General features: G+C 67.9%; 21 protein-coding genes. 14 read left to right on the forward strand and 7 right to left on the reverse strand.

Going from position 1 to position 22,561, the window contains the following annotated elements; all coding sequences use genetic code 11:
* Positions 1-258: 258 nt before the first annotated feature.
* Positions 259-765, forward strand: a complete 507-nt coding sequence (locus P0Y60_10250) for a hypothetical protein (GenBank protein ID WEK59751.1) — start codon at positions 259-261, stop codon at positions 763-765.
* 72 nt (positions 766-837) lie between these two features.
* On the opposite strand, the gene P0Y60_10255 is transcribed toward P0Y60_10250, so the two are convergent.
* Positions 838-2,502, reverse strand: a complete 1,665-nt coding sequence (locus P0Y60_10255) for an SdrD B-like domain-containing protein (protein ID WEK59752.1) — start codon at positions 2,500-2,502, stop codon at positions 838-840.
* 76 nt (positions 2,503-2,578) lie between these two features.
* Here P0Y60_10255 and P0Y60_10260 point away from each other — a divergent pair, with 76 nt between their 5' ends.
* The gene (locus tag P0Y60_10260; protein WEK59753.1) at positions 2,579-3,742 is read left to right on the forward strand and encodes a YihY/virulence factor BrkB family protein; all 1,164 of its coding nucleotides are present in this window, start codon (positions 2,579-2,581) and stop codon (positions 3,740-3,742) included.
* A gap of 60 nt (positions 3,743-3,802) precedes the next feature.
* Here P0Y60_10260 and P0Y60_10265 read toward each other — a convergent pair whose 3' ends face one another.
* A complete protein-coding gene (locus P0Y60_10265) occupies positions 3,803-4,528 on the reverse strand; it encodes a 3'-5' exonuclease (protein WEK59754.1) in 726 nt (241 codons plus the stop codon).
* 67 nt (positions 4,529-4,595) lie between these two features.
* Here P0Y60_10265 and P0Y60_10270 point away from each other — a divergent pair, with 67 nt between their 5' ends.
* On the forward strand, positions 4,596-5,495 hold the full coding sequence (locus tag P0Y60_10270) for an alpha/beta hydrolase (protein WEK59755.1): 900 nt from the start codon (positions 4,596-4,598) through the stop codon (positions 5,493-5,495).
* On the opposite strand, the gene P0Y60_10275 is transcribed toward P0Y60_10270, so the two are convergent.
* Positions 5,467-5,940, reverse strand: a complete 474-nt coding sequence (locus tag P0Y60_10275) for an Lrp/AsnC family transcriptional regulator (GenBank protein ID WEK59756.1) — start codon at positions 5,938-5,940, stop codon at positions 5,467-5,469. The two genes, P0Y60_10270 and P0Y60_10275, sit on opposite strands and share 29 nt — an antisense overlap.
* 169 nt (positions 5,941-6,109) lie before the next feature.
* Here P0Y60_10275 and pdhA point away from each other — a divergent pair, with 169 nt between their 5' ends.
* Genes pdhA through P0Y60_10290 form a run of 3 tightly spaced genes read left to right on the forward strand, consistent with a single transcriptional unit; the run spans position 6,110 to position 9,605 of the window.
* Entirely contained in the window at positions 6,110-7,225 is a 1,116-nt protein-coding gene (gene pdhA / locus P0Y60_10280; GenBank protein ID WEK59757.1) for a pyruvate dehydrogenase (acetyl-transferring) E1 component subunit alpha, read from the forward strand.
* A 2-nt stretch (positions 7,226-7,227) separates the two neighbouring features.
* Positions 7,228-8,238 (forward strand): alpha-ketoacid dehydrogenase subunit beta, encoded by a 1,011-nt coding sequence (locus P0Y60_10285; protein WEK59758.1) that lies wholly within the window; start codon positions 7,228-7,230, stop codon positions 8,236-8,238.
* Positions 8,235-9,605: a dihydrolipoamide acetyltransferase family protein gene (locus P0Y60_10290; protein WEK59759.1), complete on the forward strand. Its 1,371-nt coding sequence runs from the start codon at positions 8,235-8,237 to the stop codon at positions 9,603-9,605. The genes P0Y60_10285 and P0Y60_10290 overlap by 4 nt, the downstream gene beginning before the upstream one ends.
* On the opposite strand, the gene P0Y60_10295 is transcribed toward P0Y60_10290, so the two are convergent.
* The gene (locus P0Y60_10295; protein WEK59760.1) at positions 9,598-10,191 is read right to left on the reverse strand and encodes a TetR/AcrR family transcriptional regulator; all 594 of its coding nucleotides are present in this window, start codon (positions 10,189-10,191) and stop codon (positions 9,598-9,600) included. The two genes, P0Y60_10290 and P0Y60_10295, sit on opposite strands and share 8 nt — an antisense overlap.
* A gap of 111 nt (positions 10,192-10,302) precedes the next feature.
* On the opposite strand from P0Y60_10295, the gene P0Y60_10300 reads away from it, so the two are divergent.
* From P0Y60_10300 to P0Y60_10320, 5 genes are read left to right on the forward strand one after another with little or no spacing between them, the layout of a single operon-like run.
* Entirely contained in the window at positions 10,303-11,856 is a 1,554-nt protein-coding gene (locus P0Y60_10300) for a carboxyl transferase domain-containing protein (GenBank protein WEK59761.1), read from the forward strand.
* 5 nt (positions 11,857-11,861) lie between these two features.
* The gene (locus P0Y60_10305; protein WEK59762.1) at positions 11,862-13,772 is read left to right on the forward strand and encodes a biotin carboxylase N-terminal domain-containing protein; all 1,911 of its coding nucleotides are present in this window, start codon (positions 11,862-11,864) and stop codon (positions 13,770-13,772) included.
* Complete coding sequence (locus P0Y60_10310) at positions 13,772-14,920, forward strand: acyl-CoA dehydrogenase family protein (GenBank protein ID WEK62896.1); 1,149 nt, start codon at positions 13,772-13,774, stop codon at positions 14,918-14,920. The genes P0Y60_10305 and P0Y60_10310 overlap by 1 nt, the downstream gene beginning before the upstream one ends.
* A 9-nt stretch (positions 14,921-14,929) precedes the next feature.
* Positions 14,930-15,415 carry a MaoC family dehydratase gene (locus tag P0Y60_10315; protein WEK59763.1) on the forward strand — a complete coding sequence of 162 codons (486 nt, stop codon included), beginning with the start codon at positions 14,930-14,932 and terminating at the stop codon, positions 15,413-15,415.
* Positions 15,412-16,227 carry a CoA ester lyase gene (locus tag P0Y60_10320; GenBank protein ID WEK59764.1) on the forward strand — a complete coding sequence of 272 codons (816 nt, stop codon included), beginning with the start codon at positions 15,412-15,414 and terminating at the stop codon, positions 16,225-16,227. Before P0Y60_10315 ends, P0Y60_10320 begins: the two co-directional genes overlap by 4 nt.
* Positions 16,228-16,252: 25 nt before the next feature.
* Here the strand turns inward: P0Y60_10320 and P0Y60_10325 are convergent, their stop codons facing one another.
* Both P0Y60_10325 and P0Y60_10330 read right to left on the reverse strand, forming a co-directional pair.
* Positions 16,253-16,840: a histidine phosphatase family protein gene (locus tag P0Y60_10325; protein ID WEK59765.1), complete on the reverse strand. Its 588-nt coding sequence runs from the start codon at positions 16,838-16,840 to the stop codon at positions 16,253-16,255.
* Positions 16,837-17,667 (reverse strand): NAD-dependent deacetylase, encoded by an 831-nt coding sequence (locus P0Y60_10330; GenBank protein ID WEK59766.1) that lies wholly within the window; start codon positions 17,665-17,667, stop codon positions 16,837-16,839. The genes P0Y60_10325 and P0Y60_10330 overlap by 4 nt, the downstream gene beginning before the upstream one ends.
* Before the next feature lie 105 nt (positions 17,668-17,772).
* Between P0Y60_10330 and P0Y60_10335 the strand changes: the two genes are divergently transcribed.
* Positions 17,773-18,573: an RNA methyltransferase gene (locus tag P0Y60_10335; GenBank protein ID WEK59767.1), complete on the forward strand. Its 801-nt coding sequence runs from the start codon at positions 17,773-17,775 to the stop codon at positions 18,571-18,573.
* A gap of 7 nt (positions 18,574-18,580) precedes the next feature.
* Here P0Y60_10335 and P0Y60_10340 read toward each other — a convergent pair whose 3' ends face one another.
* The gene (locus tag P0Y60_10340; GenBank protein ID WEK59768.1) at positions 18,581-19,408 is read right to left on the reverse strand and encodes an SGNH/GDSL hydrolase family protein; all 828 of its coding nucleotides are present in this window, start codon (positions 19,406-19,408) and stop codon (positions 18,581-18,583) included.
* Positions 19,409-19,559: 151 nt separating this feature from the next.
* Between P0Y60_10340 and P0Y60_10345 the strand changes: the two genes are divergently transcribed.
* Positions 19,560-21,302 (forward strand): DEAD/DEAH box helicase, encoded by a 1,743-nt coding sequence (locus P0Y60_10345; GenBank protein ID WEK59769.1) that lies wholly within the window; start codon positions 19,560-19,562, stop codon positions 21,300-21,302.
* Between the two features lie 157 nt (positions 21,303-21,459).
* The gene (locus P0Y60_10350) at positions 21,460-22,557 is read left to right on the forward strand and encodes a VIT1/CCC1 family protein (GenBank protein ID WEK59770.1); all 1,098 of its coding nucleotides are present in this window, start codon (positions 21,460-21,462) and stop codon (positions 22,555-22,557) included.
* Positions 22,558-22,561 lie beyond the last annotated feature (4 nt).

Raw genomic sequence — 22,561 nt, forward strand, 5'->3', positions numbered from 1 at the left:
GCCGGGTTGTCGGGGGATTCGGGGCGAGCGGAGATCGCAGAGTATGTGACATCGGAATCGCGGCGGTGGTCCCGAGCAGGGCGAGAGGGCACGGGACTCATGCGGGACGATTCGCTCTTCTCTGCGCCGACGAGGGCAGGCGCACTGGTCGTCCTGCGTCGTGTCGCCCAGTCATACGCGTCCGCACCGTTGCCCGAATGGGATGTCCTGGCGCGGAGCGTTGTCGTCACGACGTCCGGTGCGCGCGAGCGTATCGCCTTGCCCGGGAAGGTCGCCATCATCCTGCGTGGTCATGTGAAGTTGACCTCCACGCAGGGCGGGCAGGAGGTCGTGGAGCAGTTCATGGGCAAGGGTGACGTGTGCGCTCCCGCCATCCGGCCGTCCTGGGCGGAACGCACAGGCCCGCCGCTCTCCTTGTCACGCTGGTTCGGTGCAGCGTGGTCGGTGCCGGTGCTCGACGTCACCGCTCTGACCCGTGTCACCCTGCTGCAACTCGACTTCCGGGTCGCGGAGGAGCTGGCCGCGCGGCACGCGGCATGGGGGCAGGTGCAGTCCGCATTCCTCTGGACGTACGTGGACGGGCTGTTTTCGGGAGCGCGCGAGCTCCGTGAGAAGGATGTGGCCACCCGATACCGGGCACTCATGTCGCGCCGGGGTCTCATCGGCGTCGCGACTCAGCGCGAGATCGCGTCGTATCTGAATGCCACGGAAGCAGCACTCAGCCGCATCGTGAAGCGAATCAGAAGCCTCGAGGATCCGGAGTGAATTCCGGAGTGAATTCCGGAGCGGCTCGGGGTTGGGGTCTGGGGATCCCGAGCCACTCCGTGCGCACGGGCCTCAGCGCGCGCGCACTCGTCTCCGGTTCAGCGTCAGCGCAAGAACGCCGCTGAACACGAGAGCGAGACCGATTCCGCCGGCGATGCCGAGCGAGGAGCTGTCGGCGCCGGTGAGCGCGAGCCCACGCGGTGCGTCGTGCGAGGAGGAGGTGACGGGTGGAGCCGAAGGGGTGGAAGGCGCCGCAGGGCCGCTCGGAGAGATCGCCGTGAGTTCGAGCTGTGCCTCGCTGTCGTTGTCTGTGGGAGTCATCGTCGTCTCCGATGCGCGGGTCGGAATCGTGAGCGGGTTCGTCTCCGCCGTGTCCCGAGGGCTCGGCGCGACGTAGGCCACGTTCTTCAGTACTCCGGTGGCACCCGCCGCCACGGTGGCTGTCACGGTGATGGGCGCCCCGGACTCACCCGCATCGAGCGTCGCACCTGAGGTACAGGTGGCCGCGTCGCAGTCATAACCCTCGCCCGTCATAGAGACGAGCAGCAGCGAGGTCGGAAGCACGTCCGTCACCGACCAGCCCGCGAGTGCGGAGGACGGGCCCTCGTTGCGGGGGACGAGCGTGAACGACACCGTGGACCCGATCAAGAACGGACCTGTCGAGGCCAGGGTCTTCTCCAAGGTCAGGTTGTACCGCACGTACCCGGCATCGATCGTGGGATCGTCTGCGGAGCCGGGTGCCGCAGAATTCCCGCCCGTGAGAGGGGTGTGCACGGCGACCACGCCGTCGACGCCCCGTGGGTTCGAGTCGCTGGACGCATCTCCGACGCGAGCCGTCGTGAAGCTCGCTCCCGCCGGGCGCCCGAAGTCGACCGTGTAGTCGGTGTCAGGCTGCAGATCCGTGAACGCGTAGTGACCCGATGCGTCGGTGATGGTCGTCGCGACGATCGTCCCGCCCGCATCGCGCAACTCGACCGTCACCCCGGCAACCGGCGGTTCACCGGCATCCTGAACGCCGTCGCGGTCATGATCCCACCACGTGTAGTCGCCGATCGAGACACGCACCGGTGGTGCTGCCGGCACGTACGCATACCGAACGCAGAGGGACGCGGACGCCTCGGTCCGCTGACTGACGATGAGGTTTCCGCCTGCGCCTCGCACACTGAGAGAAGACAGGGTGGAGCCGACCGCAGTCACATTCCCCGGGCCCACCCACGACGGGTCGGTGAACGTCGCAACGGGCGACGTCTCTGTGGTCGTCTGATCGAACGTCAGCGCATCCGCACCCTCGAAATCGCCATCCGGAGTCGTGCCGTCGCTGACCAGGTCGGCGCTGCCCGCGAGTCGCACGTCGGTGTCGATGCTGCCGCCCGCGAAAGCGAGCTGGGCGTACACGGTGGAGTCGTGTGTGACGTGGTACGGGTTGCGCAGCGGATCGGCATACACATCCATACCGAGCGTCTGATGAGCGGTGACCTCGAAGCGGACTTCGGCGCGAAGGAAGGTGCCGAGGGACGGATCGAACTGGGGGACTTCGAGCACCGGCGCTGTGCCGCGATCGACGTTCCACTCGGTCAGGTAAGGTCCGGCGGAATCGCATGACCACACGGTGAGGGTCTCCTCGGCAGCTACCGCAGGAGACGCGAAGATCGCGGATCCTCCGAATGCCGCGGACGCGATGAGCGTCGACGTGATGGCCATCGTTCGGGCGCGCGAGAAGCGCAGCGAAAAGTTCATGATTCCCCCAGAAGAACCCCAGTGATGTCCGTCGTGTCGCGGCCTGCCCGTCAGCGTAGTGGCGGGTTCAGGACGGATGCAGCGTCGTCTTGATCGTGATCAAGATCTCCTGTCATCGGTGGCGATATCGATCCGAAATACCACCCCCGAACTGGGGGTTTCGTTCCGCTTCCGCTTCCGATATACCCTCTCTTCTAGGCCAAGGGGCTGTGCAAAGGGGGTCATCGACGTGATGAGCGATGGAGGAGACGGCGAGCCGACCCCGCGAGATCTCGATGCGAGATCGTGGCGGTTCGTGGCACGATCGGCCTTCCGCAAGTTCGGCGCCGACGGCGCCGGTGATATCGCGGCAGGACTCACCTTCCACTCACTTCTCGCGCTGGTGCCGGCCGTCATCGTGCTCGTCTCGATCGTCAGTCTGCTCGGCAAGGAATCCGAGACCGTCTCACTCGTGCTCGAGGTGTCGCGTTCGGTCGCCGATCCGACGGTGGCCGAAACACTCGCGTCGGTCGTCGACGCGCTGGCTGATTCGTCGATCGCCGGGTTGGCGCTCGTGACCGGACTCGCGCTCACCATCTGGGCGGGTGCGCGCTACATCGCCGTCTTGGGCCGCGGGATGAATCGTGTCTACGACATAGCGGAAGGGCGCGCCGGGTGGGCGTCCAAGCTGATGCAACTCGGAGTCAGCATCGTCTTGTTCGCCGCTGTCCTCTTCGTGGCAGCGCTCCTCACGCTCAGTGAGCCCGTCGCGGCGGCCATCGGCGATGCGTTGTCGCTCGGTGATTCCGTTCTGGTGGCATGGCGGATCGTCCGGTGGCCGCTTCTCGCGGTGGTCGTCATCGCAGCGCTCGCCTTCCTCTACGACCGCGCGCCGAACGTGCGGCATCCGAAATTCCGCTGGGTGAGCCTGGGCGCGGGCGCCGCGATCCTCGTCCTGGTCATCGCTTCCCTGCTCTTCGGCTTGTATGTGTCGCGAATCGTCGACTACGACCGGGTCTACGGTCCGCTCGCGGGCGTGATCATCTTCCTGCTCTGGCTGTGGATCGCGAATCTCGCCCTGATGATCGGGGTCGAGTTCGACGCCGCCGTCGAGCGGGCTCGCGAGCTGCGGGCCGGACTGCCGGCGGAGTTCCAGGTGCAGCTCCCCTTGCGCGACGAATCGCAGATCGAGACGAAGAACCGTCGCCGGACGGAGGAAGTGAACGAAGCGCGAGAACTCCGCCACCGCGCCGGGGAATGAGACGCATCGTCGGTGTCTCCGACGATGACGCCCGGTGGATGCGAGCGCCGCATCCGCCGGTCAGGGCGTCGCGTGCGCGGGGCGAACGGGCCAGGTCCCGTCGAGGGCCTCCTCGGGGTCGAGCCTGCCGATGCTGATGAAGTACTCGGTGAGGCTCTCCGCCTGAGAACGGGCCCATGACACCTGCCGCGTGTGGAGCTCGGTCAGCGACTGCGGCAGCTCGAAGTGACGAGCGAGTGCTTGGGCGACCCGGCCGGCGGCGATCGCGTCGGCCGAGGCCTCGTGCGCGCCTTCGAGGGGTACGGCGTAGTGCGCGGCCACGACTTCGAGTGTGCGCTTTCCGCGACGGTACCGGTCGTAGGCCTTGTCGATCACGAGGGGATCGATGATCGGCGCGGGGGAGGCCAGCGGTGGGATGCCATGACGCACCGCCTCGTGCGCCAGGAGGGAGAAGTCGTACGAGGCGTTGTACGCGACGACCGGGACGCCCTGCGCGAGCAGGGACCGCAGCGCCGCGGTCACATCGCCGACGACCTCGGCCGCCGGACGCCCGTGTGCTCTGGCGTACTCGGTCGTGATGCCGTGAACGGCGGTCGCACCCTCCGGGATCGCCACGATCGGATCGGCGAGCCACGATCGGGCAGCGATCTGCCTGCCGCTCGCGTCGAGCACGCCGACGTGGGCGGTGACGACGCGATCCTCCGTGACATCGACGCCGGTCGTCTCGAGGTCGAAAACGCCCACGCGGGTGAGCCAGGTGGGGAGGTCGGGTGCGACGGGCGGCATGCCTTCACGCTAGGACGAGCCGCAGACATCACGCAGAAGGCGCACGGCGACTCCGTAGACTCTGAGTATGAGTGTGCCCTCTCCCTACTCCGAACGGCTGAGCCGACTGCCCGTGCGCCGTCATGAGGTCGAGGTCGCCGGGGGAGTCACCGCCTACTGGGTGTACGGGCCGGAACACGCTGACGTCACAGTGATCGCTGTGCACGGCTTCCGCGGGGAACATCATGGCCTCGAGCCGGTTCTGGCGTTCCTGCCCGAGGCTCGCGTGATCGCTCCGGATCTTCCCGGTTTCGGCGAGACACCTCCGCTTCCGGGCGGAATGCACGACCTCGACAAGTACGCCGCATGGCTGACCGAGTTCGCCGGTGCGGTCGCGCCCGGCGCCATCGTCCTCGGCCACTCGTTCGGTTCGATCGTCGCCTCGGCGGCGGTCGCCGGTGGGCTGCAGACTCCGCGTCTCATCCTGCTCAACCCGATCGGGGCGCCGGCGCTCGAAGGCCCGAAGGGCGTCATGACGAGGCTCGCGGTGCTGTACTACGCGCTGGGAGCGCGACTGCCCGCACGGTTGGGGACAGCGCTTCTGCGCAACCGGCTGATCGTGCGCGTCATGAGTGTCACGATGGCGAAGACGTCGGATCCGACGCTACGCCGTTTCATCCACGATCAGCACGACACCTACTTCTCGCGCTTCTTCGATCGCGATGTGCTCCGCGACGCCTTCGTGGCGAGCGTGTCACACGATGTGAGCGAGTTCGCGGGGCAGATCGAGGTTCCCACGCTGCTGGTCGCCGCCGAGCGTGACGACATCACACCGATCGAGGCCGAACGCGTGCTGGCTACTCGATTCGCCGATGCCGAATTGGTCGAGATCGCTCATGTCGGCCATCTGATCCACTACGAGACCCCGGCTGAAGCCGCAGGGGCCATCCGGAGATTCCTCAGGATTCCCGTCGCGCGAGGCCGATGAGCCCGGCCACGCGGAACGGGATCACCTCGCCCATGGCGAGTGACGTCTCGGTGCGCTCGACTCCTTCGATGGAGAGGATCCGGGCGTCCGTGTCGAACAGATGACGGGCATCGCGGCAGGCGACGCGGGCGAGGAGATCGATGGATCCGCTCAGACCGTGTGCCTGCACGACCTCGGGGATGCGGGCGAGCTCGTTGATGATGCGGGGAAGCTCGGTCTGTCGGACCCCGATGCTGACGAACGCCTGCAGAGGAAACCCGAGGACCTCCGGCGCGAAGGACCGCTCGTAGGACAGGAAGATCCCCGTCTGCTCGAGCCGCGCCATGCGCGCCTGGATCGTGTTGCGCGACAGGCCGAGATTCTCGGCGAGAGCGACGACGGTGATGCGCGGATCGTCGGCGAGTGCCGCGAGAAGCTCGAGATCGATACGGTCCAGTCCAGGCATAGTGCCAAACCTTAGCAGGCTCTGATCCCTCGATTTTGAGCAACATGCTCAAGCGCGTTCCAATTGCTTGAGCGAGGTGTTCAGCGGACGTACGCTCAGACCAGCCGGCGACGTTGCCGCGTGCAGTACGCACAGCCCCCAGAGGGCCGCTGAGACTTGGAGGACGCTGATGTCACCGCAGATCACGCCCATCGCCGATTCGGCACAGGATCTGGAGCTCACCGAGCGCCTGTTGGCTCCCGACGGAACGCGCATCCCGCATGCATCCCTCGACCCGTTCGTCGCCGACATCGACGCGGCCGCACTCCGGGCGCTCTACCGCGACATGATCATCCTGCGACGCATCGACGCCGAGGGCGTGGCTCTGCAGCGCCAGGGTCAGCTCGGGCTCTGGGCCCCCTGCCAGGGGCAGGAAGCGACGCAGATCGGTACTGCTCGGGCGCTGGCGCCCCAGGACTACGTGTTCCCGAGCTACCGCGAGACCGGTGTGATCTACGCCAGGGGAGCGGAGCCCGGTGACTACGTGCGCATGTGGCGCGGGGAAGAGGGAGCAGGACACGATCCGGCGGCACTGCGCGTCGCGCCGCTGCAGATCATCATCGGCGCTCAGACGCTGCACGCCGTCGGCTATGCGTTGGGAATCCTCCACGACGACGCCGATGACGTCGCGGTCACGTACTTCGGCGATGGCGCGACCAGCCAGGGCGATGTGAACGAGGCGATGATCTTCGCCGCGTCGTATCAGGCACCCGTGGTGTTCGTGTGCCAGAACAACCACTGGGCCATCTCCGAGCCCGTGGCTCTGCAGTCCCAGTACCCCATCGCGGGACGCGCGCCCGGCTTCGGCATCCCGAGCCTGCGGGTGGACGGCAACGATGTGCTCGCCTGCATGGCGGCGATGCGGTGGGCACTCGCGCACGCGCGGGCCGGCAAGGGCCCCGCGTACATCGAAGCCGTCACGTACCGGATGGGACCGCACACGACCGCAGACGATCCCACGCGATATCGAGACGAGAGCGAGCTGGAAGGCTGGCGTCGACGCGATCCGATCACGCGCGTCGAGGCCCACCTCCGGAGCATCGGTGAGCTCGACGAGACGCACGCGGCCGAGATCCAGGCTGCTGCCGACAAGGTGGCCAAGGAGATGCGCGCCGCGTGCCTGGGAATGGTCACCCGCCCGCCCCTCGCCGTGTTCGATGAGGTGTACGCCGAGCCCCACTCGGGCCTCGAGCGCCAGCGTGATGAATACGCCGGCTACCTCGCCACGTTCGAGACCGAGGGATGACGATGACCGAGCTCACACTGGGCAAGGCCCTCGGCGCCGGTCTGCGCCAGGCGATGCAGGATGACGACAAGGTCGTGCTGCTGGGCGAGGACATCGGCAAGCTCGGCGGCGTCTTCCGCATCACCGACGGACTGCTCGACGAGTTCGGCGCCAAGCGCGTGATCGACACGCCGCTGGCAGAGTCGGGCATCGTGGGCACCGCTGTCGGTCTGGCGTTCCGCGGTTACCGGCCGGTGGTGGAGATCCAGTTCGACGGATTCGTATACCCCGCCTTCGATCAGATCGTCGCCCAGGTCGCGAAGCTGCACTATCGCACCCAGGGCCGCGTGAAGATGCCGATCACGATCCGGATTCCGTGGGCCGGCGGGATCGGAGCGGCCGAACATCATTCGGAATCACCCGAAGCGTACTTCGTGCACACCGCAGGTCTTCGGGTGATCGCGGTGTCGAACCCGGAAGACGCGTACCGGAGTCTGCGACAGGCGATCGCCTCAGACGACCCGGTGATCTTCTTCGAGCCGAAGCGGCTCTATCACCACAAGGGAGACGTGCACCTCGGAGCCCCACTCGCGGATGCTCCTCCGATGGGTCTGGCGAGAGTGATGCGCGCGGGGAGCGACGTCACGCTCATCGCGTACGGCGCCATGGTCGGCACGGCGCTTCAGGCAGCCGAGGCGGCCGAAGATGAGGACGTCGCGATCGAGGTCATCGACCTGCGTTCGCTCTCACCCGTCGATTACGACTCGGTCGCCGCATCCGTCCGCAAGACCGGACGGGTCGTGGTCGCGCACGAGGCATCACGGGAGGCCGGGGTGGCTGCCGAGGTGATCGCCAGCATCACTGAACGCTGCTTCGAGTACCTCGAGGCGGCTCCGCTGCGCGTCACCGGGCACGACATCCCGTACCCGCCGGCGAAGCTCGAGAAGTATCACCTGCCGGATCTCGACCGACTGCTGGACGCCGTCGATCGTGTGCTGGATCGCCCGAACAGCATGTCGGAGGTGGGCGCATGATCGCGGAGTTCCGGCTTCCGGACCTCGGGGAGGGACTGACCGAGGCCGAGGTGGTGCAGTGGCTTGTCGCCCCGGGAGAGACGGTCGCCTTGAACCAGACCCTGGCCGAGGTCGAGACGGCGAAGGCCGTCGTCGAGCTCCCCTCGCCTTACGAGGGCACGGTGTCGACTCTGCACGCCGAGGCCGGACAGACGGTGGCCGTGGGTGCTCCCCTCATCGCGTTCGACGTCGAGGGGGATGACGAACCGTCGACGGGTTCGGACTCCGACGAGAAGGCGCAGCCGAACCTCGTGGGCTACGGCGCCGCGCCGACCAGTGCAGGACGACCGGCGAGGCGTGCACGTCGCGCGGTCGTCGCGGCTTCATCCACCGACACCGCGCTTCTGGAGGCCGCCCCGCACGACGCTCGGCCGTCCGCGACGGTCGACGTCGTCGTCGAAAGACCGCGGTCGACTCCGCCCGTGCGAGCCCACGCCAAGCGGCTGGGAATCGACCTCGTACTGGTCGGAGCCGAGGTGGGCGATCGCGTGATCACCCGCAACGACGTGGACGCCTATGCCGAGCGCATCGGACGCGGCGCCGACGCAGGTTCGACGCCGCAGGAAGATGCGAACTGGCAGAACGCACCGGCGGTCCCGTCGACGGCCGCGCGACTGGCTGCACCGGAACGGGAGACGCGGATCCCCATCAGGGGCGTGCGAAAGCACACTGCTGCCGCCATGGTCGCGAGCGCCTTCACCGCGCCGCACGTCACGGTGTTCCACACGGTCGACGTCACTGCGACGATGGACCTGCTCGCATCCTTCCGCGAGGATCGGACGCTGTCGGAGCATCGGATCGGACCTCTCGCGGTGATCGCGAAGGCGGTCTGTCTGGCGCTCGGTCGCACGCGGAGCCTCAACGCCCGGTGGGATGAGGCGGCCGGGGAGATCGTGCAGTTCGCCTACGTCGACCTCGGTATCGCGGCGGCGACGGAGCGCGGCCTCATCGTGCCGAACATCCGTGACGCCGAGCGATTGACCTTGATCGAACTGAGCGACGCTCTCGCGCAGCTGGCCGCCACCGCACGCGCGGGCAAGACCTCGCCGGCCGAACTCGCGGGAGGCACGTTCTCACTCTCGAACATCGGTGTCTTCGGCGTCGACGCCGGCACCCCGATCCTGCCGCCCGGACAATCGGGCATTCTCGCGGTCGGGGCCGTCAGGCGTCAACCGTGGGAGTACCGGGGCGAGATCGCCCTTCGGCAGATGATGACCCTGAGCCTGTCGTTCGATCACCGTCTGGTCGACGGTGCCGAAGGAGCGCGTTTCCTCAAGGATGTGGCCGATGTGCTCGAGGAACCCGGACGGGCGATGCTGCTCAGGTAGCGGCGCGTAGTGCGGCATCCGCCATCGCGACCAGCACGGTCGCGGTGGCGACGTGCTTGCGGGAGGCGGCTCGCGTGCTGTGCGGGGTGGAGTTGATCAGACCGAAACAGGACTGCACTCGCAGCCGGAGCTCGTCGGGAGACGCCTCGACGAGTGGCTCGAGCGCCTCGATCCACAGTTCGATGTAGGCCCGCTGCAGTCGGCGCACCTCGGCGCGATCCTGGTCGGAGAGATGAGCGACATCGCGATCCTGCACCTGGATCACTTCGGCATTGCCGAGCGCGAAGTGCACATGGAAGCGGACGAGCGCGCTCATGCGTTCAGCCGGAGCCGGAGCGTCGCCGAACACGCGGGAGCCGCCGTCGACGAGATCAGCACTCACCTTCACCAGCACAGCGCCCAGCAGGGCCTGTTTGCCGGCGAAATGGCGGTACACGGCGGGACCGGATACGCCGACGGCGGCGCCGATGTCTTCCAGGCTCACGCCGTTGTATCCGCGCGCGGCGAAGAGCTGCGCGGCCTCATGGAGGATCGCGTCGGAACGTTCGGCTTTTGCTCGATCTCGGGCAGTGATCGGGGTTGTCATTTCAGTTAATCCTCGCTAACCTGAATTGACCGGTTAGTGAACACTAACCGAATCAGCATGGACGGCGCCAGCGTTGGACGTCGTGTGACGTGGGTCGAGGAGGACATCACGATGCCCGCAACCCAGGATTCCCTGGCGAAGGAGCTGCGCGACCGGCTCGCGACGGCAGCGCGCGGCGGCCCGGAGGCCTCGCGCGAGCGACATCTCGCCCGGGGAAAACTTCTGCCCCGTGACCGCGTGGCCCGACTCCTCGACGAGGGCAGCCCGTTCCTCGAGGTCGCGCCGCTCGCTGCAGACGGGTTATACGGGGGAGAAGCTCCCGGCGCGGGTGTCATCGCAGGAATCGGACTGGTGCACGGCCGGCATGTGATGGTCGTCTGCAATGACGCGACGGTCAAGGGCGGCACGTATTACCCCCTCACCGTGAAGAAGCACCTGCGGGCGCAGGAGATCGCACGGGAGGATCGTCTGCCCTGCCTGTACCTCGTCGATTCCGGCGGGGCATTCCTGCCGCGCCAGGACGAGGTGTTCCCCGACCGCGAGCATTTCGGTCGGATCTTCTACAATCAGGCGCGCCTGTCGGCCGAGGGCATTCCGCAGCTCGCGGCCGTCCTCGGATCCTGCACGGCTGGTGGGGCATACGTTCCCGCGATGAGCGACGAGACGGTCATCGTGCGCGGACAGGGCACGATCTTCCTCGGCGGTCCGCCGCTCGTGAAGGCGGCGATCGGCGAGGTCGTCACGGCCGAGGAACTCGGCGGCGGAGAGCTGCACGCGAGGCGCAGTGGCGTCGTGGATCACCTCGCGGAGAACGACGAGCATGCGCTCGAGATCCTCCGCGACATCGTGGCGACGCTTCCGGCACCCCTCGCGCCGGCGTGGGACGTCATGGCGTCGATCGACCCGGCCGAGTCGTCGTCGCTGTACGACGTGGTGCCGGTCGACGTCAACGAGGCCTACGACGTGCGCGAAGTCATCGTTCGTCTGGTCGATGCGGGTAGCTTCCGCGAGTTCAAGGCCGAGTACGGCACGACGCTCGTCACCGGGTTCGCACGGCTTCACGGACACCCGGTCGGGATCATCGCCAACAACGGCGTGCTGTTCAGTGAGTCAGCTCTGAAAGGCGCTCACTTCATCGAGCTGAGCGACCAGCGGGGCATCCCGTTGCTGTTCCTCCAGAACATCACCGGCTTCATGGTGGGTTCCGAAGCGGAGGCGGGAGGCATCGCCAAGGACGGAGCCAAGATGGTCACCGCCGTGGCGAGCACCCGCGTGCCGAAGTTCACCGTCATCGTCGGAGGGTCGTTCGGCGCCGGCAACTACTCGATGTGCGGTCGCGCCTATTCGCCCCGCTTCCTGTGGACCTGGCCCGCGAGCCGCATCTCCGTGATGGGCGGGCCGCAGGCCGCCTCCGTGCTCGCGACCGTCAAGGAGGATCAGCTGACCGCGCGCGGCGAAGCCTGGTCTCCCGAGGAGCGAGGCGACTTCGAGGCACCGATCCGCGAGCAGTACGAACAGCAGGGGGAGCCGTACTACGCCACGGCGCGACTGTGGGATGACGGCATCGTGGACCCCGCCCAGACGCGCGACCTGCTCGGGCTCGCGCTCGACGTTGTCGCCCGCACCCCCCTGCCTGACCCGCGCTTCGGCGTCTTCCGGATGTGAGTGAGATGACCGAACAGCTTTTCTCCACTGTGCTCGTCGCCAACCGCGGAGAGATCGCCAGACGGGTGATCCGCACCCTCCGCGAGCTCGGCATCCGCAGTGTCGCGGTGTACAGCGACGCCGATGCCGACTCGCCGCATGTGCGTGAGGCCGACGTCACCGTGCGGATCGGCCCCTCGCCCGCTGCCGACTCCTATCTCGACATCGGTGCCGTGATCTCTGCGGCTCGAGACTCCGGGGCGCAGGCGATCCACCCGGGATACGGGTTCCTCTCCGAGAGCGTGGGCCTCGCCGAGGCCTGCGCCGAGCACGGCATCGTGTTCATCGGACCGGATGTCACCGCGCTGCAGATCATGGGCGACAAGGCGAAGGCGCGTGAACACGTCGAGCGGAACGGTGTTCCGGTGGTGCCCGGGTTCGATGCGGCAGGACTGTCCGACGCCGAGATCACCACCGAGGCGGGGCGCATCGGCTATCCCCTGCTGGTGAAGCCCAGCGCCGGCGGCGGCGGAAAGGGCATGGAGGTCGTCTCCGACGCCGACGGCCTCACCACGGCGCTTGCATCGGCACGGCGTGTGGCCGCGTCGGCGTTCGGCGACGATGCGTTGATCCTCGAGCGTCTGATCCGCCGGCCGCGACACATCGAGGTGCAGGTGTTCGGAGACCGGCACGGTACCGTCATCGCCCTCGGCGAGCGCGAATGCACCCTGCAGCGTCGGCACCAGAAGGTGATCGAGGAGGCCCCGTCTGCAGGCCTGGCGAACGCGACCCGTGAGCGATTGCTCGCGGCCGCGGTGCGCGCCGCGGAGAGCGTCGCCTATGTCGGGGCGGGCACGGTGGAGTTCCTGATCGATGCGGATGCGCCCGACGAGGTGTTCTTCATCGAGATGAACACACGGCTGCAGGTGGAACACCCCGTCACGGAGGAAGTCACCGGCCTCGATCTCGTCGCACTGCAGCTGCAGGTCGCTGCGGGTGCACCCCTCGACCCCCCGCCGGCGCCACAGGGCCATGCCGTCGAGGCACGCATCTACGCCGAGTCGCCGGAGCGCGGCTTCCTGCCCTCGACCGGGACGGTGCTGCTGTTCGAGCCGCCTGCGGGAGTGCGTGTCGATGCCGCGATCGAGAGCGGTAGCGAGGTCACGGGGTTCTACGATCCGATGATCGCCAAGGTCATCGCACATGCGGACGACAGAGCCACGGCACTCGCGCGCCTGGACGCGGCCCTGGGGCGCACCGTCGTGCTCGGTGTGGACACGAACATCGCGTTCCTGCGTCAGCTCTGCCAGAACGAGCGCGTGGTCGCGGGAGACCTCGACACCGGTCTCATCGAGACGTTGCTGCCTCTGGTCGCCGCAGTCCCGACGCCGGCGATGCTCTCGGCCGCGGCCCGTGTGGCGCCGACCGTGCACGAGCCGTTGCGCACCGCACCGTTGTGGCGTGAGCTCAGCGGGTGGCGGCTGGGGTCCGCGGAGCACCCCGTACCGTCACGCGACTTCCTGACCGACGACGAGGCACACGCGACCGGCGACCCGCAGGACCCCGAAGGCCTCTCCCCGCGCGCGGCGATCGACGCCGACGGCGCCGTGTGGGTCTCCTCCGACGGTCGCACGGCTCGACTCCGTCCGCTCGATCGCCGTGCAGCCCTCGAGCATCGGCTCGTGGCGGCGAAGACCGGCGAAACGATCGCAGAGCCGGAGGGGCGCGCTCCCATGCCCGGCAGCGTGGTAGCCGTCCACGTGGCGGACGGCTCGACTGTCACTGCAGGAACACCCCTCGTCTCGATCGAGGCGATGAAGATGGAGCACCAGGTGCTCGCCCCCCATGACGGCACCGTTCAGCTGCTGGTTGCCGTCGGAGACCAGGTACGGCGTGACCAGACGGTCGCGAGGGTGACGACGGAGGAGACTCGATGATGCAGGATCTGACCGAGGAGGAGCGCGAGCTCGCCGCCATGGTGCGGGAGTTCGCCGAGACCGTCGTCGCACCGCAGTCGTACGAGGCCGATCGCACGCACACCTTGTCGATGGACGTGGTGGGGCAGATGGGCGATCTCGGGCTGTTCGGGCTTCCATTCCCCGAGGAGTACGGGGGACAGGGCGGCGACTACATGGCGCTCGGCATCGCGATCGAGGCGCTGGGACGTGTCGACCAGTCCATCGCGATCACGCTCGAGGCCGGAGTGAGTCTGGGCGCGATGCCCGTGTATCGGTTCGGTACCGAGGAACAGAAGCAGGAGCTCCTGCCGGATCTGCTCGCGGGTCGTGCGCTGGCGGGATTCGGACTCACCGAACCCGAGGCCGGAAGCGACGCGGGGGCGACGCGGACGACGGCGCGATTGGAGGGCGACTCCTGGGTCATCGATGGATCCAAGCAGTTCATCACGAACTCCGGAACTCCCCGCACGCGATTCGTCACCGTCACCGCGGTGACGGGTGTGGAGGATGGCCGCAAGGAGATCTCGACGATCATCGTGCCGAACGGCACGCCCGGATTCACGGTCGAAGCGCCGTACGACAAGGTGGGGTGGAACGCGTCCGACACACACCCGTTGACGTTCGAGGGGGCCCGCGTTCCCGAGGGGAACCTTCTGGGCACGCGGGGGAGTGGCTTCCGGAACTTCCTCAGCATCCTCGATGAAGGACGCATCGCGATCGCGGCTCTCTCGACCGGTGCGGCCGAAGGATGCCTCGAGGCATCGGTCGAGTACGCCAAGAGCCGCACGATCTTCGGCAGCGCCTTGAGCACGCGTCAGAATGCGCAGTTCACTCTTGCTCGGATGCGTGCCAGGGTGCACACCGCGCGACTCGCCTGGCACCATGCCGCGCGCCTGCGTGACGCCGGGCAGCCTTTCGCCGAACAGGCGGCCATCGCCAAGCTGGTCGCCGGCGAGGCAGCCATGGACAACGCGCGCGACGCCACCCAGATCTTCGGAGGGAACGGCTTCATGAACGAATTCCCCGTCGCGCGCCACTACCGCGACTCGAAGATCCTGGAGATCGGTGAGGGCACGACCGAGGTGCAGCTGCTGATCATCGCGCGCGGCCTCGGTCTCGCCGGGTAGCGTGGCAGCATGACGACGCAGGACATCATCCAGCGGGGGCTCTACTACGAGGAATTCGTCGTGGATGCCCGCTACCTGCACCGGCCGGGGCGGACCGCCACCGAAGCGGACAACGTGCTGTTCACGACACTCACCATGAACACGCAGGCGCTACATCTTGACGCGGCGTTCTCCGATGCGCGCGAACCGTTCCACGCGCGTCTGATGAACTCCATGTGGACGCTGTCGACCATGGTGGGCGCCTCGGTCGCGCAGCTCACGCAGGGCACGCTGGTGGCACAGCTCGGACTCGGTGAGATCGCGTTCCCGCATCCGTTGTTCGCGGGCGATACGCTCTACACCGAGAGTGTCATCGTCGACAAGCGTCTCTCGTCGTCGCGGCCAGGTCAGGGAGTCGTGACGATCGCCCACACCGGGCGCAATCAGGACGGCACGGTGGTCGCGACCGCCACACGCTCCGTGCTCGTCGATGTACTCCCGGAAGGCTCGGCATGACGTTCTCCCTCGGTCCCGCGCTTCTGTTCTGCCCGGCTGATCGTCCTGAGAGGTTCGGCACAGCGCTCGAACGGGCGGACGCGGTCATCCTCGACCTGGAGGACGCGGTGCTGCCGGAGGCGAAGGCCTCCGCCCGTGGGAACCTGATCGATGCCGACGTCGATCCGGATCGGGTCATCGTGAGGGTGAACGCTCCGGGCACGGAGGCGTTCGTCTCCGATCTCGCCACGCTGAGTCAGACCGACTTCCGCACCGTGATGGTCGCCAAGACCGAGGACCCTGCTGCGCTGGACGCGTTCGATGCGCGTTTCTCGCTGATCGCACTCTGCGAGACTGCTCGAGGCGTGCACGCCGCCGATCGCATCGCAGCCCACCCGCAGATCGTCGCGATGATGTGGGGTGCGGAAGATCTCGTCGCCTCACTGGGCGGAACGTCGAGCCGGAGGGCGGACGGCGCCTACCGCGACGTCGCACGCTACTCGAGGTCCCGCGTGCTGATCGAGGCGGGAGCGCAGGGGAAAGCGGCGATCGATGCGGTGCACATCGACCTCGATGACCAGCAGGGTCTCGCTCGCGAGGCGGAGGATGCCGCGGCATCGGGCTTCGCCGCGACGGCCTGTATCCACCCGAATCAGGTCGCGGTGATCCGTGCCGCCTATCGCCCCGACGCGGACGCCGTGTCCTGGGCGCTCGCTGTGCTCGTCGCCGCAGAGTCGGAGCGCGGGGTGTTCCGCTTCCGCGGACGAATGATCGATGAGCCGGTGCTGCGCCACGCGCGTTCGGTGGTGAGCCGGGCGGGCGAGAACGGCTGACCGCGCTCAGAGCGGCTGAGAGAGGTCAGAGCAGGACGACGGGCTCCAGCAGGCGGAGCGAGCCCGGAGACGCTTCGAAGCGGTGCACGGAGCCGTTGGCGAGAACGTCACCGACGCGGGGGAGTGTCCCTCCTGACACGTGATCGATCAGCGCACGGATCACTCCGCCGTGCGTCACGACGATGACCGATTCGGCCGTGGGGGCGGACCTCCGCCGTGCATCTCTGGCGATCGCATGCAGCGCGGCGAGAGCGCGGACTCCGACAGCGTCCAACGATTCCGCACCGGGTACTTCCGCATGCCAGTCGCCGAAGCTCTTGATGTAGTCGGGGACGAGCATTCCCTCGCCCTCGCCGAACTCGCGTTCACGCAGATCGGGGACGATGCCGTCGATGCCGAGTCCGAGCTCCGCACCGATGATCTCGGCCGTCTCTCTGGCGCGAACGAGCGGGCTCGCATAGATCGAGTGGTGCTCGCCGCCTGCCAGCCGGCCCGCGGCCGCGCGCGCATCGGCACGCCCCGTCTCATTGAGGGGAATGTCGGTGGAACCTTGGATCCGCTTCGCGAGATTCCAGTCGGTCTGTCCGTGGCGGACGAGCGTGAGCAGAGTCATCGGAGGAGCTCCTGAAGGGCGGGCAGCACATCGCTCGTGCCTGCGGCGATGGTCACATCTGCCCAGGCATCCGCACGTGTCGGCTCGCGGTTGATGATGATCAAGGGGATGTTGCGGCGGCGCGCACGCTCGACGAGTCGTACCCCGGAGTTGACGACGAGCGACGAGCCGGCGACGATCAACGCGGAGCTGGCGCGCAGTAGCGATTCCGCAGCGCGGAAACGGTCCTGGGGCACATACTCGCCGAAGAACACCACGTCAGGTTTGAGCATTCCGGCGCACACCGTGCACACGGGGATGGTGAATCCTTCGGTGCTCTCCGGCAGTACGTCGCCGTCGGGCGCGAGAGCGACGTTCTCCGGCACGGTGATCCAGGGATTGAGCTCCTCGATCTGAGTGGCCACATCGCGACGGTCGAACACCTGACCACAGTGGAGACACAGCACGCGGCGCATCGTTCCGTGCACCTCGATCACGTGGGAGCTTCCCGCCCGCAGATGCAGTCCGTCGACGTTCTGGGTGATCACTCCGGAGACGACGCCCGAGGTTTCCATCTCGGCGAGAGCGGAGTGTCCGGCATTCGGGCCCGCCTGGGCGAAGGCGCGCCAGCCCAGGTGTCCGCCCACCCAGTAGCGACGCCGCGCCGCTTCGTCGCCGAGGTACGTCTGGATGGTCATGGGATCGCTGCGGGTCCTGGCACCCTCTCCGCGATACGCGGGAATGCCGGAGTCCGTCGAGATGCCGGCGCCGGTGAGGAGAGCGACCCGTCGGCCCCGGAGCAGGTCAGCGGTCCGCGCGATGCGCTCATCCCGCACGTCATCCGTCATCACACTCACAGATCCTCCCCGAGAGATTCTACGGTGCCGCGGATGCCCGGGGAGCCGACGAGCGACGCCGTGCGGTAGGCCCACAGCATGCGAGAGTTGACGTCTATGGAACTCCTACCCATCGACTCCGCGGATGATCCGCGCCTGGACGACTACCGAGGACTCACCGACACGGCTCTGCGCGCACTGTCGGAACCGGCCGGTGGGCTGTACATCGCCGAGTCGACGAAGGTCATCGCGCGCGCGGTCGCCTCGGGCCACCGACCGCGCTCGGTCCTCGTGCAGGAGCGTCGGGTCGACGACATCCGCGCGATCGTCGGAGCGTTCGACGTGCCGGTGTACGTCGTCCCCGATGACGTCGCCGAGACGGTGACCGGCTTCGCCGTGCACCGCGGCACGATCGCATCGATGCACCGGCCCGCATTGCCGAGCGTGCGCGAGGTGCTCGACGGCGCCTCCGTCGTGCTCATCCTCGAGAACATCGGCGACCACACCAATGTCGGAGCCGCGTTCCGTGCGGCCGCGGGTCTTGGCGCCGACGCCGTGCTGGTCTCTCCGGGCGGGGCGGATCCGCTCTACCGTCGCAGCGTGCGCGTGAGCATGGGCACGGTGTTCCAGGTGCCGTGGACCCGCATCACGGACTGGGAGTCCGCGGTGGTCGATCTCCATGCTGCCGGCTTCGACATCGCCGCGCTGGCGTTGCGCGACGACGGGGTGACGCTCGACGCCTACGTCGCCGATCGCCCCGAGCGCGTGGCACTCGTCATGGGGTCGGAGGGGGATGGTCTCTCCCGCACGGCGCTCGACGCTGCGGACACCGTCGTGACGATCCCGATGTCGGGCGGGGTCGACTCGCTCAATGTCGCCTCTGCGGCCGCGGTCGCGCTGTGGGCACTCACGACCTGAGTACGCGTCAGTCGCGTTCGCTCAGGATGATCGGGGAGGGCTCAGGTCGCTTCGCCACGAGGTTGTCGCCCGACGACTGGTGACGCAGGCGACGCAGCACCCAGGGCATCAGATGCTCACGCGCCCACCCCAGGTCGTCGCCGCGCGCTTCGCGCCATGTCTGCTGCGGGATCGGTGCCGGCTGCATCGCCTCCAGCGTGTTCGGCACGTTCAGGGCGCGAAGAGCCATGCGTGCCACCTCGTGATGCCCGAGCGCGTTGTAGTGCAGGCGGTCGTCGTCGAAGAACCGGGTGTCCTGCACGACCTTGAGCGCCCATTGATCGGCGACGATGCAGTCGTGGCGTTCGGCGATCGCCCGCACGTTCTCGTTGTAGATCGCGACCTTGCCCCGGAAGGCGCGGAACACCGGGGTGAACGCCGTGTCGATCCCGGTGAAGAGCAGGATCGCCGCGCCCGTGGAGGCGAGCCTGGTGACGGCGTCCTCCAGCTGCTCCGCGATCGCATCCGGATCGGTCCCGGGGCGGATGACGTCGTTGCCTCCGGCACAGATCGACACGAGGTCGGGATGCAAGGCGACGGCAGGCTCGATCTGGTCGGCCACGATCTGCGCGATGAGCTTGCCACGCACGGCGAGGTTCGCGTACGCGAAGTCGTCGACGTCCTGCGCGAGAACCTCCGCCACGCGGTCGGCCCAGCCGAGATGGTTGCCGGGACGCGCCGGATCGGGGTCGCCGATCCCTTCGGTGAACGAGTCGCCGATCGCGACGAATCGGCGCCAGGGATGGGGCGCGTCGTTGGGCACGTAAGGGGTCCGTGTCGAATCCTGGTCGGTCATACCGCTCTCCTTCGCGAACAGACGCGCCCGACGTTCAGCGAGGCGCAGAGACCGAGCCTACCCGTCGTCATCGGTGCGGCGAGGGGCACGCGCCGCTCCGATCCGACGCCGCGTGACGCCGGTGTCGGCGGCAGCGATTATCGTTGTCACGATGCTCTCTCCGTCCTTCCCCCAGCGCGCCCCGTGGGGAACCGCGAGCAAGCTGCGCGCCTGGCAGCAGGAGGCCCTCGAGCAGTACTTCGCAGCGGATCAGCGTGACTTCCTCGTCGCCGCAACCCCCGGCGCCGGCAAGACGACGTTCGCCCTCACCTTGGCCGTCGAGCTCCTGCGCATGGGCGAGGTCAACCGGATCATCGTGGTCGCACCGACCGAGCATCTCAAGACGCAGTGGGCCGATGCGGCCGCCCGCGTGCACATCCGCCTCGATCCTCGGTTCCGCAACAGCGACTGGGCGCCGGCACGGCATTATCACGGTGCCGTCGTGACCTACGCGCAGGTGGCGGCGAAGTCGTCGGTGCACCGTCACCTGACCGAAGATGCGAAGACACTCGTGATCCTCGACGAGGTGCATCACGGCGGCGATGCCCTGAGCTGGGGCGATGCGATCCGAGACGCCTACGGCCCCGCCAAGCGCCGACTGCTGATGTCCGGAACACCGTTCCGCAGCGATACCGCCGCCATCCCGTTCGTCGAGTACCACCCCGATGAATCCGGCGCCCGTATCTCGCGCACGGACTACAACTACGGCTACGGGAGAGCGCTGTCGGATGGCGTGGTGCGACCCGTGCTGTTCCACATGTACGCCGGCAAGATGCGTTGGCGGACGACGACGGGTGACGAGCTCGAGACGCATCTCGGTCAGGACAACACGAAGGATGTGACGTCGCAGGCGTGGCGCACCGCGCTCGATCCCGAAGGCGAGTGGATGCCGGCAGTGCTGTCTGCCGCCGACCGTCGCCTCACGGAGATCCGTCACCACGTCCCCGACGCCGGAGGTCTCGTCCTGGCGACGGATCAGACGGTCGCCCGCGCCTACGCGAAGATCCTGCACAGCATCACGGGCCAGCAGCCGACGATCGTGCTGTCCGATGATGCGACGGCATCCGAGCGGATCGAGAAGTTCAGCGCGAACGATGCGCGATGGATGGTCGCCGTGCGCATGGTGTCGGAAGGCGTCGATGTGCCGCGCCTCGCCGTCGGCGTGTACGCCACCTCATCGTCGACGCCGCTGTTCTTCGCGCAGGCCATCGGGCGCTTCGTGCGCGCCCGGAGACGCGGTGAAGCGGCGAGCGTCTTCCTGCCTCAGGTGCCGGTCCTCATGGGGCTGGCGAACGAGATGGACAAGCAGCGCGACCACGCGCTGGACCGCCAGTCGAACGACGATGACGGTCTCGAGGACTCCCTGCTGGAGAGCGCGAACCGTGAGGACGACGCCTCTGACGCCCTCACACAGGAGTTCAGCTACCAGGCTCTCTCCTCCATCGCGCACTTCGACAGGCTGGTGTTCGAGGGGCAGGAGTTCGGGCAGCTCGCCGAACCCGGAACCCCGGAGGAAGAGGAGTTCATTGGCTTCCCGGGGCTCCTCGAGCCTGAGCATGTGCACGAGCTGCTGATGCAGCGCCAGAGCAGGCAGTCGCGACTGCGCGAGGCGCGTGAGGCCACGGCCGGTCCCACCGACACCACGACACTTCCCGCGCCTTTGCACCGCACGCTCAAGGAGCAGCGCCAGCTGTTGAACAGTCTCGTCGGGTTGTACGCGCGGCAGAAGGGTGAGCCGCACGGCGCGGTGCACGCGGAGTTGCGTCGGATCTGCGGTGGCCCCTCTGTCGCCCAGGCGACGGTCACCCAGTTGCAGTCGCGGATCGATGTGCTCCGCAAGCGCGTGCGCTCCTGACAGCGGCTGCCCCCCGGGCATCAGAGTGCTCCTGCTTCGGACTGCTTCGGAGCCCCGAAATGCTGGCAATCGGGCGCTGAGCACCTGCACGGAGCGGCCCCGCGGCTAGCGTGTAACGAGTGCCCGAACCGTGGCGCACGCGACTTCCGGAGGAATCATGACAGTGCCTGCCGTCGCAGAACCGACCGCGGCCGACCGACGGCGTTGGGCACGCTATCTGGTCGAAGAACGTGCCGAGGGCATGGTGTATCAGCGCCTCGCCGCGCGCCGGACGGGGGAGGAGCAGCACATCCTGCTGAGTCTCGCCGAGGCGGAGCGACGCCACGAACAGCACTGGCTCGATCTGCTGGGCGGTGAGCCGAAGCGTCTGCCGCGGGCGGGCGTCCGCTCCCGCCTGCTCGGGTGGATGGCGGGGCGGTTCGGGTCGATCTTCGTGCTGGCGCTCGCGCAGAGTGCGGAGGCTCGGTCGCCGTACGACGAGGAGCAGTACGCGACCCCGGCCATGCGCGCCGACGAGAAGATCCACTACGAGGTGGTCCGCGGTCTCGCGGCACGCGGACGGCGACGGCTCTCGGGCTCCTTCCGGGCAGCGGTGTTCGGTGCCAACGACGGCCTGGTCAGCAACCTCGCACTCGTCCTCGGCATCGGCGCGACCGGCGTCAGCTCGGGATTCGTGCTCTTCAGCGGCATCGCCGGCCTGCTCGCCGGTGCGCTCTCGATGGGGGCGGGGGAGTTCGTCTCGGTGCGCTCCCAGCGCGAGCTCCTGGCGGCGACCGAGGCGAACGACGATGCGGCGGCTTCGGCGGGAGACCTCGACATCGACGAGAACGAGCTCGCCCTCGTCTACCGCGCCCGGGGAATGGACCAGGCGGAGGCCCTCGAGCGCGCCAGACGCATCGTCACGGCGGCCCAGGAGGGCGTGCGTCGCACCGTGACCGGACCCGTCCGCACGCAGGGCGGAGACGACCACGAGATCGTCGGCAGCGACTGGACCGCTGCCATCTCCAGCTTCCTGCTGTTCGCCTCCGGAGCGATCATCCCGGTGCTGCCGTGGATCTTCGGCTTGCAGGGCACTCCAGCGGTGATCGTCGCGCTGGTCCTCGTCGGCATCGCCCTGCTGAGCACGGGCGCCATGGTCGGCATCCTCTCCGGGGGACCGCCGCTGCGCCGGGCGCTTCGCCAGCTGGCGATCGGCTTCGGCGCCGCAGCGGTCACCTACGTATTGGGGCTCGTCTTCGGCGTGGGAGTGGCGTGACCGC

This window comes from Candidatus Microbacterium colombiense (assembly GCA_029203165.1).
Taxonomy (GTDB): Bacteria; Actinomycetota; Actinomycetes; order Actinomycetales; family Microbacteriaceae; genus Microbacterium; species Microbacterium colombiense.

Bases quoted from the DNA above. Each gene is read 5' to 3' on its own strand.
- P0Y60_10340 (WEK59768.1), bottom strand. From the start codon at position 19,408: ATGACCGACCAGGATTCGACACGGACCCCTTACGTGCCCAACGACGCG.
- P0Y60_10265 (WEK59754.1), bottom strand. From the start codon at position 4,528: ATGCCGCCCGTCGCACCCGACCTCCCCACCTGGCTCACCCGCGTGGGC.
- P0Y60_10335 (WEK59767.1), top strand. From the start codon at position 17,773: ATGGAACTCCTACCCATCGACTCCGCGGATGATCCGCGCCTGGACGAC.
- P0Y60_10315 (WEK59763.1), top strand. From the start codon at position 14,930: ATGACGACGCAGGACATCATCCAGCGGGGGCTCTACTACGAGGAATTC.
- P0Y60_10295 (WEK59760.1), bottom strand. From the start codon at position 10,191: ATGACAACCCCGATCACTGCCCGAGATCGAGCAAAAGCCGAACGTTCC.
- pdhA (WEK59757.1), top strand. From the start codon at position 6,110: ATGTCACCGCAGATCACGCCCATCGCCGATTCGGCACAGGATCTGGAG.
- P0Y60_10300 (WEK59761.1), top strand. From the start codon at position 10,303: ATGCCCGCAACCCAGGATTCCCTGGCGAAGGAGCTGCGCGACCGGCTC.
- P0Y60_10275 (WEK59756.1), bottom strand. From the start codon at position 5,940: ATGCCTGGACTGGACCGTATCGATCTCGAGCTTCTCGCGGCACTCGCC.
- P0Y60_10270 (WEK59755.1), top strand. From the start codon at position 4,596: ATGAGTGTGCCCTCTCCCTACTCCGAACGGCTGAGCCGACTGCCCGTG.
- P0Y60_10330 (WEK59766.1), bottom strand. From the start codon at position 17,667: ATGACGGATGACGTGCGGGATGAGCGCATCGCGCGGACCGCTGACCTG.
- P0Y60_10320 (WEK59764.1), top strand. From the start codon at position 15,412: ATGACGTTCTCCCTCGGTCCCGCGCTTCTGTTCTGCCCGGCTGATCGT.
- P0Y60_10345 (WEK59769.1), top strand. From the start codon at position 19,560: ATGCTCTCTCCGTCCTTCCCCCAGCGCGCCCCGTGGGGAACCGCGAGC.
- P0Y60_10350 (WEK59770.1), top strand. From the start codon at position 21,460: ATGACAGTGCCTGCCGTCGCAGAACCGACCGCGGCCGACCGACGGCGT.
- P0Y60_10260 (WEK59753.1), top strand. From the start codon at position 2,579: ATGCAGCGTCGTCTTGATCGTGATCAAGATCTCCTGTCATCGGTGGCG.
- P0Y60_10290 (WEK59759.1), top strand. From the start codon at position 8,235: ATGATCGCGGAGTTCCGGCTTCCGGACCTCGGGGAGGGACTGACCGAG.
- P0Y60_10325 (WEK59765.1), bottom strand. From the start codon at position 16,840: ATGACTCTGCTCACGCTCGTCCGCCACGGACAGACCGACTGGAATCTC.
- P0Y60_10305 (WEK59762.1), top strand. From the start codon at position 11,862: ATGACCGAACAGCTTTTCTCCACTGTGCTCGTCGCCAACCGCGGAGAG.
- P0Y60_10285 (WEK59758.1), top strand. From the start codon at position 7,228: ATGACCGAGCTCACACTGGGCAAGGCCCTCGGCGCCGGTCTGCGCCAG.
- P0Y60_10255 (WEK59752.1), bottom strand. From the start codon at position 2,502: ATGAACTTTTCGCTGCGCTTCTCGCGCGCCCGAACGATGGCCATCACG.
- P0Y60_10310 (WEK62896.1), top strand. From the start codon at position 13,772: ATGCAGGATCTGACCGAGGAGGAGCGCGAGCTCGCCGCCATGGTGCGG.